This is a genomic window from Acinetobacter silvestris, assembly GCF_002135235.1.
In the GTDB taxonomy this organism is placed as follows: Bacteria; Pseudomonadota; Gammaproteobacteria; order Pseudomonadales; family Moraxellaceae; genus Acinetobacter; species Acinetobacter silvestris.
Window position 1 is genome coordinate 245,347 of the sequence record NZ_NEGB01000001.1, and the last position, 13,424, is coordinate 258,770.

The window sequence follows — 13,424 nt, forward strand, 5'->3', positions numbered from 1 at the left end:
TATATATGGTGGAGACTAACGGAGTCGAACCGTTGACCTCCTGCGTGCAAAGCAGGCGCTCTACCAACTAAGCTAAGTCCCCAGCTATCGTAAGAATGATCTATCTGTTTGTCTAGTGACTCAAGTTCAATGAATTCCTCCATCAACCTTGTGTTCGTTAGATTGGTGGGTCTGACAAGATTTGAACTTGTGACCCCACGCTTATCAAGCGTGTGCTCTAACCAACTGAGCTACAGACCCTCAGATACATCTTTATGAAGAACAACTTGTTGTGGATTCTTACCGATCGTCAATCTTTCGTTAAGGAGGTGATCCAGCCGCAGGTTCCCCTACGGCTACCTTGTTACGACTTCACCCCAGTCATCGGCCACACCGTGGTAAGCGTCCTCCTTGCGGTTAGACTACCTACTTCTGGTGCAACAAATTCCCATGGTGTGACGGGCGGTGTGTACAAGGCCCGGGAACGTATTCACCGCGGCATTCTGATCCGCGATTACTAGCGATTCCGACTTCATGGAGTCGAGTTGCAGACTCCAATCCGGACTACGATCGGCTTTTTGAGATTAGCATCCTATCGCTAGGTAGCAACCCTTTGTACCGACCATTGTAGCACGTGTGTAGCCCTGGTCGTAAGGGCCATGATGACTTGACGTCGTCCCCGCCTTCCTCCAGTTTGTCACTGGCAGTATCCTTAAAGTTCCCGACATTACTCGCTGGCAAATAAGGAAAAGGGTTGCGCTCGTTGCGGGACTTAACCCAACATCTCACGACACGAGCTGACGACAGCCATGCAGCACCTGTATGTAAGCTCCCGAAGGCACCAATCCATCTCTGGAAAGTTCTTACTATGTCAAGACCAGGTAAGGTTCTTCGCGTTGCATCGAATTAAACCACATGCTCCACCGCTTGTGCGGGCCCCCGTCAATTCATTTGAGTTTTAGTCTTGCGACCGTACTCCCCAGGCGGTCTACTTATCGCGTTAGCTGCGCCACTAAAGTCTCAAAGACCCCAACGGCTAGTAGACATCGTTTACGGCATGGACTACCAGGGTATCTAATCCTGTTTGCTCCCCATGCTTTCGTACCTCAGTGTCAGTATTAGGCCAGATGGCTGCCTTCGCCATCGGTATTCCTCCAGATCTCTACGCATTTCACCGCTACACCTGGAATTCTACCATCCTCTCCCATACTCTAGTCTCTCAGTATCGAATGCAATTCCTAAGTTAAGCTCAGGGATTTCACATCCGACTTAAAAGACCACCTACGTACCCTTTACGCCCAGTAAATCCGATTAACGCTTGCACCCTCTGTATTACCGCGGCTGCTGGCACAGAGTTAGCCGGTGCTTATTCTGCGAGTAACGTCCACTCACTTTAGGTATTAACTAAAGGAGCCTCCTCCTCGCTTAAAGTGCTTTACAACCAAAAGGCCTTCTTCACACACGCGGCATGGCTGGATCAGGGTTCCCCCCATTGTCCAATATTCCCCACTGCTGCCTCCCGTAGGAGTCTGGGCCGTGTCTCAGTCCCAGTGTGACGGATCATCCTCTCAGACCCGTTACAGATCGTCGCCTTGGTAGGCCTTTACCCCACCAACTAGCTAATCTGACTTAGGCTCATCTATTAGCGCAAGGTCCGAAGATCCCCTGCTTTCCCCCGTAGGGCGTATGCGGTATTAGCATTCCTTTCGAAATGTTGTCCCCCACTAATAGGCAGATTCCTAAGTATTACTCACCCGTCCGCCGCTAAATTCAGTAGCAAGCTACTTTCATCCGCTCGACTTGCATGTGTTAAGCCTGCCGCCAGCGTTCAATCTGAGCCATGATCAAACTCTTCAGTTTAAAATCAGTAGTAGCTTAAAGGCTACCAATCTTGGCTCATCAATTTTCTGACAAATATTTCTCAAATAAACTTCGAGTAATTTCTACCATCAATCAATGAAAATAATTTCGATTAATCAACCAGTAAAAATCCACACAAGTTGTTCTTCATAAGCTCTTAATGATCTTCTTGCTGATTCGTCATCAGCAAGCTAGGTCGGCTATACTACCCTCTTTCGAGAGAAAGTCAACTGGTTTTGCTTAACTTATTTTCTAATAAATCATTTTTTAATCAAACCCTAAAATCTCTTTCGAAAATCTTAATAACTCAATCAACTTATTGATTTATCAGAGGTTTTGTTTAACATCACCGCCGATGGATGTGCATTCTACAGTATTTCAGAACCAGTACAACCCCCTTTCTCAATTAATTTATTCGAGTGGGTGTTTATTAATCAATAAATGCTTTTTATCACATTTTTTGATCAAATTTGCGTTAATACGTTCTTTTTAATGGCTGCTAGAATATACTGAGTACTGTATTGCTAGATTTAGCTTTTGTTTATCATCTTTTAGGATTTTTTATGCATCGTCTTAATATCTTATGGGCAACTCTGCTTACTCTTGGCTTAACATCTCAAGTTTCTGCTCAAGATGCATTATCATCCGAAGATAATTCAGTGCAGCCCGCTGACAACGCTCTTTTAGAGCGTCAATCATTAGAATCAGTAAAACATCCACGCCTAGAGGCGTTAAAAGAACTTAAGAATATTAAGAGCGTTGATTTAAAAGTAAATGCCAATGCAGCACAATCAGATCAAATGAAAGATCCGCTGCAACCACTCAACCGTGAAATCTTTCAATTTAATGATAAGTTAGATCAATACATCGCTCGCCCTCTTGCTGTGCAATATAAAGAAAAAGTGCCTGATGATGTTCGTAGCTCTTATACATTGTTTCGTAAAAACCTGAGCGAACCTTGGAATGCTGCAAACCAATTGGTTCAAGGCCGCCCAGTCCGTGCATTAAAGTCGGTCGGTCGTTTTACCATTAATACATTAACTTCGTTAGGCATGGCCGATCCTGCGCGTCACTTAGGTTTAAATACTGAAGAAGAGAGTCTAGGAATAACACTAGGCTATTATGGTATTCCAAGTGGTCCTTATCTCATGTTACCTATACTTGGCCCAAGCACTCTGCGTAATTCTATCGACTATATTGCTGAAGGTTATGCAAATCCTTTATGGCAGATACGAAGTGCCCGTGATCAAACTGGACTCATTTGGGGAAATCGTATCTTGGGTGGGATTAATGCTCGTTCACGCTTATTAGATTTTGAAGATGTTTTACAAGGTGATAAATATGCAGCAATTCGTGATATTTATTTACAACGTTTGAATTATAACATTGCCCAGAAAAAGGGTTTAGATGCAGCTGCTATTTCATTTATAGATGACGATTCTGAGACAGACTCTACGCCATAATTTTAATGTTTTATTCAATGTCTTTGCTAGTAAGTAATTTTATCTTACTAGCAAAATTTGATTATCTATAGTACATCTACTCATCTTAGTACGATAATCAGTCATGAACTTAGGATCATCTATCAACTCTATGTATTTCATTCAGCCTACTCGAAACATTCCCAATTTAGACCAAGTGCTAAATGCGCTTCCGAGTCTGCAGATGATTCAAATAGAAGACATTCATCTCTATGATCCGACTATTATCGCAATTGCCGATGTACAAGATTTTTTACATCATCAATGGTCTTTGCCAACCATTGTAATAGCCAATGAAAATGAAGGGACCGCACTTTCTCAAGCCTGGGAATTAGGTGCTTTAGCGGGTTGGGTCTGGAATAGACTGCCTGCTCATCCTGAACATTCATTATCTAAGATTGATGCACAATATAAACGTAATCAAGACAGCCGTGATCTTCCCTCTGCCGCTGAATTACAAAGAAAATTACTGCCTAACCCCATAGAACTACAAAATTATCAAGTTGAAACCTTATTTCAACCTTCAGCGTACTTATCTGGAGATTGGTATGATTATTGGAAAATTAGCGATAAAGAAATCATATTCTATTTAGCTGACGTTTCTGGACATGGTGTCACCAGTAGTTTACTGACATCTTGGATGGCTGCCTTTCATGGTCGCTCAAAAACACCCAGAGAATTGATTAAGAAACTCAATGGTATGCTGGTCCAAGAAAATATTGAAAAGCACATTACCATGATTGCTGGAACGCTGAATTTAGAAACCCATACGTTAAAATGGTCAAGTGCTGGACATTATCCACCTGCCATTATTTTTGAACCCAATCAAGCCCCACGTGTCTTAAACACCAGTAGCTTTCCCTTAGGGCTCACTGAAGACTTAGAAGTTGAAGAGTTCGAATGCACTTTAACGCGTCATGCACGGTTTATTATTTGTTCAGATGGTGCACTTGAGCCATTTGATGGTGGTTTGAATGAACAATTTGCACAATTGGTCTATCATTTGCAGAATCAATCATTCAAAGCACCGGATCATGTTGCTGATGATATTGCTATCCTCAGTTTACGCAGAATGAATTAACTTTATAATCAGTAGTATACCTTCATATAGACTATTCTCTGCTACTCAACCACTTGAGTATAGAGTTGCGCTATGTGATAATTTTCCTATCCTTTTCTGCAAATGGCATTTATATGTCAACAGGTCATGTTGAATATGCAAGCTTAAATGGAACGCATATTTTTAAGCTTATTGGCGAAGTGCGTGCCCAATCTTGTATAAGTCTAGACAAACTTTTGGCAAGGATTGAACAACAAAAAAACGTCATTGGCGCAATTGTTGATTTAACCGAAACCACATTTATCGATAGTACTGTTTTAGGTATCTTGGCAAAGTTAGGCTTAAAGCTGAAACAAGTTCATCATATTCAAGCGGTCATGTTATCTACCAATCCTGATATTAGCACTCTAGCCAATAGCATGGGCTTAGGGCAGGTTTTTGTCATCTTGAATTATTGCGGTGATCCGAATGTTTGCACCAAAGCCTTAATGGATGACAACATTAATCACAATACTATGCTGTGCACCGTTCTTGATGCACACAGAACACTCATGAAACTTAATGCAAACAATCAAAACATGTTTGAGCCATTAGTTAAGCAGCTGGAAAAACAGCAAAATACCATGGATTGCGCATCTCCTAATAAGCAAAACGCTTAATTTTCAATTCAGACATTGACCATGACTTTACTTTCTGTTGTCCAAATGAATTCCCAAAATGACATTGAAGCAAACTTCAGTGTGATTGAGTCATTGATACAACAAAGTAAAGCAGATGGTGCCTCATTGATTGTATTTCCTGAAAACTTTGTCTGTTTTGCTGCTGGAATGCAACGTGAAACTGCGGCACAGTTTGAATCGATTCAACACCGCTTAGAACAACTCGCCCATCACTATCAGATTTGGATTGTTGCAGGTACGCTGCCTTGCCCTTTCCGTCCAGATGGTTCTGTTATTCGAGATGGTCGTGTACGCACAGTCAGTTTATGTATTAGCCCAGAAAAGACCGAAGCTCGTTACGACAAAATTCATTTATTTGATGTACAAGTCAGTGATGCTGTGGGTGGTTATCAGGAATCTAAGTTTTTTGAGCCTGGTACCGATGTTGTTGTTGCTAGAACACCATTTGGTGATATTGGCTTAATGGTCTGTTATGACTTACGCTTTCCAGAGCTATCATTAACTCTACGCTCACAAGGTGCTCGTATTTTAACTGCACCTGCTGCATTTACTTATATAACAGGTCAAATGCACTGGCAATTACTGTTACAAGCACGTGCTATGGACAGCCAATGTCAGGTTTTAGGTGCGGCTCAACAGGGCTGGCATGGAGAAAAACGTCAGACGTGGGGGCATGCCGGTGCAACCAATAGTCGTGGTCAATTACTCAATATTATTGAAAATGAAGGCTCTCAACTGATTACTGTTCCTTTTGATATGGAAGAACAAAATATAATTCGAGCCTCTATGCCCTTGATGCTACATCGTAAACTGATTTCATTCTAATCCCCCTGACTTTGCATTCTCCTCAATAATTTTACAAAATCACCGCTTATTTATTTCATAAAATCCTACAGGATAAAGACTCATCAAAATTTCTTCAGGAAAATAGAAATGTCTTTAGAAAAAGTTGTATATACAGCAAAAGCCAAAGCAACCGGTGGTCGTGATGGACGTGCGACATCATCAGATGAAATTTTAGATGTAAAATTAGCTGTACCGAAAGAAATGGGTGGCGCAGGTGGTGGAACTAATCCTGAACAACTTTTTGCAGCGGGTTATTCTGCATGTTTCCTTGGTGCAATGAAATTTGTTGCAGGTAGAGATAAGCTCAACATTTCAAAAGATGCTTTTATTGAAGGCGAAGTGGGTATTGGCCCCATTCCGACAGGTTTTGGTATTGAAGTGAAATTAAATATTCACTTGGAAGGAATGGATCAAGCTGAAGCGCAGAAATTGGTGGATGCAGCACATATCGTTTGCCCATATTCAAATGCAACCCGTGGCAATATTGATGTGACGCTAAATGTGATTGTTTGATTTTAAAAGTGTAATTATCTAATTCGAAAAGGCACTCTAACTAATTTAGAGTGCCTTTTTTCTTGAGGGCTTACATGTATCTTTAGAGTTTACATGGGTTCAAATACGTCTTTTTAAACTGTGATTTACCTTGTATTGGTTCTATATAATCAGCAATTAACACTAAATTTCCATGTCCATCAAAATGTGACTGACTCTGAAAAGGCATATATTTACCATAATCAGGAATCCAGACTTCATTAAATAACTTTTGATTCAGCTTCACCAGTTCAATTTTTTTATCTGAATTTAGTCGTCGTGCGGTAATTCGATTCTTTTTATCATCACTTTCAATTAAACACTGCGTTTTAGGATCTACCGTAACGAAACCATCTGTTCTGTCATCATGCTTTTTATCACGTCCAATAAAAGCATGGACTTGGCAAGGATTTCCACAAGATGCCATAATATGATAATAATCTGCGTTGAGCCGTTCCACATTCGGTGATTTAATGTCCTTAAAATATATCTCTTTTTTAGCATTTACCTCGCGTATCACATCACAAGACCATTCCATCTCATCGGTACATTGCTTATAAACTTTAAAGTTATTTACTTGGGCAACACCGAGATTACTAAAACTCAGGCTAACACTGGAACATAGCACTAAAATTTTTATTTTCACTCTTATAATCTACATTTTAATATGAATAAAAATGAATCAGCCTAATCAGCAGATTCATTGGTTACACGCAATACTTCTTCTAAAGTTGTTTTACCTTTGAGCACTTTTCTTAAACCATCATCACGAATAGAACCAGATTGTTGGCGAACATAACTTTCCAACTCATATTCTGCTGCATTACCATGAATCAAACGGCGCATTTGATCATCAATCGGGGCAATTTCATAAATGGCGGTACGCCCTGTAAAACCAGTATGAGAACAATGATCACAACCTTGTGGAATAGGCAATTTCAAATGCTGTTCCACACTTAAATTTTGAAAAATAGCCTGCTCAAAATCATCAGCTTCACGCCAACCATGACAATGCGTACACAGTGTTCTCACCAATCGCTGTGCAATTACTCCAATAAGAGAACTAGCCAATAAGAAGGGTTCAATCCCCATATCTTTTAACCGTGTCACAGCACCAATGGCAGTATTGGTGTGCAGCGTTGAGAGTACTAGATGACCTGTAAGCGATGCCTGCACAGCAATTTCCGCAGTTTCTAAATCACGAATCTCACCGACCATTACCACATCTGGATCTTGACGTAACATAGCTTTTAAAGCACGCGCAAAAGTCATATCCACTTTGGTGTTAACTTGGGTTTGCCCAATACCTTCCAATTGATATTCGATTGGATCTTCAGCCGTTAGAATATTTTTAGATCCATCATTTAGATCTGATAATGCAGCATAAAGTGTGGTGGTCTTACCTGAACCTGTTGGCCCCGTCACTAAAATAATGCCATGTGGGCGATGCACCAATTGTGTTAAACGCTCATAATCTCTCGGCATCAAACCTAAATGGGTCATGTTTAAACGACCTGCTTGCTTATCCAACAATCGCATCACCACACGTTCACCATGTGAAGATGGCAATGTTGATACACGGACATCCACTTCACGACCTGCAAGTCTTAAAGAAATACGACCATCTTGAGGAATACGCTTTTCTGCAATATCCAACTTTGCCATGACTTTAATACGTGAAACCAATAATGGTGCAAGTTCACGGCGGGGTTGTACAATTTCACGTAGTTGCCCATCTACGCGTAAACGGACTGATAGTTTTTTCTCAAAAGCTTCAATATGAATATCAGAAGCACCCACACGAATTGCTTCAGAAAGTAAGGCATTGATTAAACGGACAATCGGGGCATCATCTTCCTGATCCATCAAATCTTCTGTTTCAGGAACTTGATCTGCTAAACTGAGTAAATCGGGATGATCTTCTAAACCTGCTGCGACTTGTTGAGATTCACCGGTTTCACCCGCATAACTTGAACTGAGCATGTGATTAAAATCAGTATCAGCACAAAGTTGATATTGTGCTACACGGCCTAAATAACGGCGAGCTTCTTGAATAGCAATTGGTGCAGTATCGTGGCGACGAACAATAAAAGCTTGATCACCTTCGTAACGTAACAGCACTCCATGCTTTTTCGCAAAACTATAGGGTATTTGTAATTGTTTAAGTACTTGCATTACAACTTATAATGATGATTAGAATTGTTTTGAGTGTACTCTAAGCAAATGACAGCGTGAAGTCTGTTTTTTCAAAGAATTCAATATAGGGAAAACGCTGGTGTCTAAAATAAATGAGCATCTAGAACCTGAACTCCGCAATCTCAAATGGTGGGGAGAACAACATTTTGAATTGAATCAATCTAAAGCATGGCAGTTTGGTTCGACTTTATTACGTCTAACCCGTGGTTTACAAGAATGGCGATTGGAATATTACCGCCCTCGATATCAATATGACTACGAACAACAATGGCATTGCATTCAGGATGTTAATTTTGCTTTCCCACAACCTGTACATGTTGAACGTTACATGTTTAAAGAAACACATAATACCTTTCAGCTCATGCCACGTTTGGCCGATCGTTCAGTCGTAATTCGTCCTGTTGACCCAATTTATATTCCTGCAGGTCAACGTGGAACGTTATATATCAGTACCCCACTTTGGGTTTCTGGCTTATTTCAAGCTCAAAAAGAACCCTTGTTTGATATTCCAGTTATTTTACCCAAAGATACTTGGTTTGGCCCTGATCATCGTAGCGGTGAAATGTGTTATGCCACGGCTGTGGATGGGCGGACTGAACTCAATTTATTAAAACCCAGAGCATTCCGTGCTGTTACGCCCATCGACTTTCATAATGTCAGCAATCATCAGTTGCGCTTTGATCGTATGAATGTCCCTGTTCCTGCACTGCCATTATATTATAGTGAAAGCACTGGACGACTGTGGACCTCTCAAATTAAAGTCATTTATGAAGGCAATGATCGTCCCGCACGTATCAAAATTGAAAATAGAACCCCACCACTCGCTGGTGAAGTCGCTTATGTACATCCACCTCGTTCACCAGGTGGCGCTTTATTTAATATGTTTGACTCAATTTTTTAAGAGATCCGCATGCTCAGTTCAAGTATTCCTAAAGATATTGCTGATAGCCTGAAAGGGATTTTTACCAATATCAACACTGAACGCTTAAGCGAATTACTGGTCGCTTTATCTTTGTGCTTAGTCGGTTTTGTATTGGCTCGTATTATTTCCAATACCTTTATTCGTACGATCGGTTCAAGGTTTAATGCACATCAACGATTGGTTTGGCGCCGAGGAATTTTTTATTTTATTTTTATGTTGTTTGTTGTTACAGGCCTAAAAGAAGCCGGTTTTAAGCTGAGTGTTTTCTTAGGTGCTGCGGGTATTTTAACCGTGGCTTTAGGTTTTGCCTCACAAACTTCTGCGACCAACTTAATCAGTGGTTTATTTCTAATTGGTGAAGGTTCTTTTGAAATTGGCGATACCATTCAAATTACGCTGATTCGTGGACATACCATTGAAGGCGAGGTTATTTCCATTGATTTACTCTCAGTCAAATTACTGACTTGGGACAATGTCTACGTGCGTTTGCCGAATGAGCAGTTAATTCGGGCACCAGTACATAACCTTTCCAAATTCCCTATACGGCGAATTCCGATTACCTTAGCCATCAACTTTAATGAAGATATCAATAAAGTTCGAGCGGTATTATTGGAAGTAGCCAATGACTATCCATTGGTCTTAGCAGATCCTAAACCGCGTGTGAGTGTGACCGCCTTTGGTGAATCATCCATTGAACTATTGTTTGCGCTTTGGTGTCAGCAAAAAAACTTCATGCAAGTCAAAGATGAAATTCACGAAAGGATTCGCAATCGTTTTGTAGAAAATCAAATTGAGATTCCAGTCCCTAAAATTGGTTTTGTAGATCGAGGAACTACTCCCAACAGTGCTGTAGAGCAAGACAACCTTGATCACTATGCAAATGCTCAAGATTTAAAACAAGAAAAATAACAAAATAAGCAACTTTGATTCTCTCAATTTAGGCGCACGATCGTTATATCAACTTGAATGACAATCGTGCCAGCTAATCCCAGTATTATTATCTGTACTCTCTAAGGTTATTCTTTAAATAAGGTCGGTGTGATCAAGATTAAATTGCACAACATACTGTCGAATATCAATATAGTACTACTAGCTATCTCTAGATTCTAATCCATTCTTCTGTTCTGGAATCGGAGCAACATAAGCAATAATTAACATTACCAAACCTGCGCCTAAAAAGGAAATCACTCGGGTTAATGTACCGATATGTGATAAATCAAATAAGACCAATTTTAGCGTCACAATTACTAAAATACTTCCACCCAAAATCCACATTGGACGCAGTTGTTTATGGCTAGCCCAACTCATGCTAATAAATGCCAAACTGACCCAAAGTAAAGTAAAACTCAATTGAACCAGTGAATCTTGCCACAATGCTACTTGGTTATAAGGGGTCGCAAAATAATAATGCAAAGCACGTAACAGCACATAGCTACTCAACCAAAGTAGACTTAGAACAGATAACACAGCAATAATCCCTTTATCCATGCCTACTTTCAGTTGCAAACTCAGCATCCAACCAAAGCCTACGAACGTTATAATCGTGACTACATCAAAAGGATTTAAAATAGGGAAAAGATACGCCTGAAATGCATGTTGTGAAAAAAGTTGTGAACAAATGATCCAGAGCATTACTAAAGCTAAGCCTGTACGAGTTTGCCAGAAACTGCTCCAATCTTGGCTGTTCTTTTGCAGAAAACACCATCCACAAAATAGCAAGGGTAAAACCACCACACTAATATACGGCATAGATGGAATCAAACTCAGACTCATGAAACCTAAACTGATTAATCCCCCCAAGCTCACCCATTCTTTTTCTAAACGTAGCGCTGCCATGGGTCTTAACCAAAGTACCATGAGTAATAACCCTGAGCCTGCAACACCCCAACGTTCAAATGTAGATTGCCAAACGATTGCACCATTCTGACTACGATCAAACAATAAAATAAGGACAAAAATATAAAGAGGAATCAGCCCTACCCACTTCGGAATCACCCATGACCACAATGCTTTATTGAATAACAGCCATTCATTCATGATCACATAGGTAATCGTGATGATGAGCAAAGTGCCAATATACTGATTTGGGCCATGAAAATGATCGAGTAGTAAAATCAACAACATGCAGGTTGCAGACAACATCAAAGCACTAAAGAAAATAACAATGGATGTCGTTAATTGTTTTTGAAAATCTTTATAACTATTACTCAGGATGACCACAGCAAAATAGCTCAAACTGAGAATCCAATACATTGTCCTTGGAAATTCAGGTAGCTCGACTAAATAATATAGACTGAACAATCCAGCGACCAGCAACAGTGCCATAGCCAAATAACGACTAATCGCCGAGTCGTAATATAAGGCATAAATAAAAATGATTAAGCCCTCAATCACCCACCCCACGACACTCCATTGCTCATGTAATAAAATCGGTGGAATCAGTACCATAAAAATCAGCATCAAACTTAAATAACTGTTTGAAATGAATTGAATCGACTGATTCCGTTTTACAAATTGATATAACACTGCATAGAGCAGCGCAAAAGCACAGCTCAAACCCGCTTGCCACACCTTTTCATTAAAATACATCAAATATAAAAAAATATAGCCGATAATTGGTGCGCCAAAAATTAAGGCAATATCTAAAGCTGGTTTTAACTTAAATTGCTCTAAATCTTGCTTTGCAAGCAGTTGACTAAAACGCAGACTAAGCCAAATAAAAATTGCAGTATGTGCTAAAACCAATACAGTGAGTACAGCCCGCTCATCGCGATACCCATGTATAAAGGCATAACTTCCAGCAACAGCCACTGTCATTAAAAAAGCAATTTGATTCAGAATTTTCCATGGTCGTAATGTGGTTAATATAGCTATTGCGATATTAATCACCAAATAATAGCCCACTAACTCACTTGTGGTGATTGCCCGAATCGGTACAGTAAATGGTGCAATCGCTGCAATCACCATCGCCATTAAAGCCAGCTCAATACTTTGCTGTTTTAAGCTAAGCCACAGCGTGATGCCTATAATGACGATAAAGCATAAACTCGCGATTAAAAAAGAAGAAATGACATCATTATAAAAAGCAAAAAATAACGTCAAAAATAATCCAGCTAAGCCCAATCCTTGCAAAGCTAAAGCAAAACTCCGATTTTTTTGTCGTAGCAGATAACCCAATATCGTTACCACAACACTAACCGTTGCGACGATAGTGAGTTTTAACGCTAAGCTAAATTGCCAATGCTCAGTCACGAAACGTAATAATAAAATAATACCAATCACTAACACCAAAACCGCAGCTTTTAATACAGGATTACCTTGCAATAGCCACTGTTTCAATTGATCTATAAAACCCAATGAACCACTTGATGTTTGAGCAGCTACGGATGAGTCCAATGTGCTTCTCATCATTGTATTTTGTGGCGTCAAACTCGATTGAGCAGAGACTGAATATTGATTTTGTTGTAATTGAAATTTGATATTCAGTAAATAACGCTCTAAACGCCTGAGCCAACGCAGAAAAAAGAATACCCAAGATGTTAAGCCTAACCCAACCAACCATCGCCAATGCATACTAAGACCAACAACGGCGATAATAGATGAAATATATAGAGGAACCTTTGAACTCAACTGAAATTTGACTTGCACTTGTTGTGTCATGTCTTGCATCGATGTTTGAATCGCATCGACATAGTGCATCACACTCACCACAAATGCTAAACCACAGATGTAGGTCAGTACTTTTAGCTCTAGAAACCATGCACCAACAGCGATGATGATCAACACCATCAACCAAATCATTCGGATTTCGCTCTGCCCTTTCAGCATCTTGTCAATTTCTCTTTCCTGAGTCATTTGATCATACAACA

At 40.1% G+C, this 13,424-nt stretch carries 10 protein-coding genes, 2 tRNA genes and 1 rRNA gene; 7 read left to right on the top strand and 6 right to left on the bottom strand.

All coding sequences use genetic code 11. From position 1 onward, the window contains the following. Nucleotides 1–6: 6 nt before the first annotated feature. From B9T28_RS01190 to B9T28_RS01200, 3 genes are all read right to left on the bottom strand, one after another. Nucleotides 7–82: transfer RNA gene (locus tag B9T28_RS01190), tRNA-Ala, on the bottom strand. 81 nt (nucleotides 83–163) lie between these two features. Beyond that, a tRNA-Ile gene (locus B9T28_RS01195) sits at nucleotides 164–240 on the bottom strand. A gap of 61 nt (nucleotides 241–301) precedes the next feature. After that, nucleotides 302–1,839 (bottom strand): 16S ribosomal RNA (locus B9T28_RS01200). Between the two features lie 563 nt (nucleotides 1,840–2,402). Here B9T28_RS01200 and B9T28_RS01205 point away from each other — a divergent pair. The 5 genes from B9T28_RS01205 to B9T28_RS01225 all read left to right on the top strand — a co-directional run bounded on the left by B9T28_RS01205 (nucleotide 2,403) and on the right by B9T28_RS01225 (nucleotide 6,419). Then, a complete protein-coding gene (locus tag B9T28_RS01205; protein ID WP_086202136.1) occupies nucleotides 2,403–3,302 on the top strand; it encodes an MlaA family lipoprotein in 900 nt (299 codons plus the stop codon). Nucleotides 3,303–3,432: 130 nt separating this feature from the next. Next, on the top strand, nucleotides 3,433–4,401 hold the full coding sequence (gigA, locus tag B9T28_RS01210; protein WP_086202137.1) for an RsbU family protein phosphatase GigA: 969 nt from the start codon (nucleotides 3,433–3,435) through the stop codon (nucleotides 4,399–4,401). A 113-nt stretch (nucleotides 4,402–4,514) separates the two neighbouring features. Next, on the top strand, nucleotides 4,515–5,039 hold the full coding sequence (gene gigB / locus B9T28_RS01215; RefSeq protein WP_086202138.1) for an anti-anti-sigma factor GigB: 525 nt from the start codon (nucleotides 4,515–4,517) through the stop codon (nucleotides 5,037–5,039). Nucleotides 5,040–5,060: 21 nt separating this feature from the next. After that, on the top strand, nucleotides 5,061–5,885 hold the full coding sequence (locus B9T28_RS01220; protein WP_086202139.1) for a carbon-nitrogen hydrolase family protein: 825 nt from the start codon (nucleotides 5,061–5,063) through the stop codon (nucleotides 5,883–5,885). 108 nt (nucleotides 5,886–5,993) lie between these two features. Further along, nucleotides 5,994–6,419 (top strand): organic hydroperoxide resistance protein, encoded by a 426-nt coding sequence (locus tag B9T28_RS01225; RefSeq protein ID WP_086202140.1) that lies wholly within the window; start codon nucleotides 5,994–5,996, stop codon nucleotides 6,417–6,419. 82 nt (nucleotides 6,420–6,501) lie between these two features. On the opposite strand, the gene B9T28_RS01230 is transcribed toward B9T28_RS01225, so the two are convergent. Both B9T28_RS01230 and gspE read right to left on the bottom strand, forming a co-directional pair. Beyond that, nucleotides 6,502–7,083 (bottom strand): hypothetical protein, encoded by a 582-nt coding sequence (locus tag B9T28_RS01230; protein ID WP_086202141.1) that lies wholly within the window; start codon nucleotides 7,081–7,083, stop codon nucleotides 6,502–6,504. Between the two features lie 41 nt (nucleotides 7,084–7,124). Then, nucleotides 7,125–8,612, bottom strand: a complete 1,488-nt coding sequence (gene gspE, locus B9T28_RS01235; protein ID WP_086202142.1) for a type II secretion system ATPase GspE — start codon at nucleotides 8,610–8,612, stop codon at nucleotides 7,125–7,127. 100 nt (nucleotides 8,613–8,712) lie between these two features. On the opposite strand from gspE, the gene B9T28_RS01240 reads away from it, so the two are divergent. Together B9T28_RS01240 and B9T28_RS01245 are read left to right on the top strand one after the other, a co-directional pair. Further along, the gene (locus B9T28_RS01240) at nucleotides 8,713–9,534 is read left to right on the top strand and encodes a DUF432 domain-containing protein (protein WP_086202143.1); all 822 of its coding nucleotides are present in this window, start codon (nucleotides 8,713–8,715) and stop codon (nucleotides 9,532–9,534) included. A gap of 9 nt (nucleotides 9,535–9,543) precedes the next feature. Continuing rightward, entirely contained in the window at nucleotides 9,544–10,464 is a 921-nt protein-coding gene (locus tag B9T28_RS01245; RefSeq protein ID WP_086202144.1) for a mechanosensitive ion channel family protein, read from the top strand. A gap of 180 nt (nucleotides 10,465–10,644) precedes the next feature. Here the strand turns inward: B9T28_RS01245 and B9T28_RS01250 are convergent, their stop codons facing one another. After that, complete coding sequence (locus B9T28_RS01250) at nucleotides 10,645–13,383, bottom strand: DUF2339 domain-containing protein (RefSeq protein WP_086202145.1); 2,739 nt, start codon at nucleotides 13,381–13,383, stop codon at nucleotides 10,645–10,647. Between the last annotated feature and the right edge of the window lie 41 nt (nucleotides 13,384–13,424).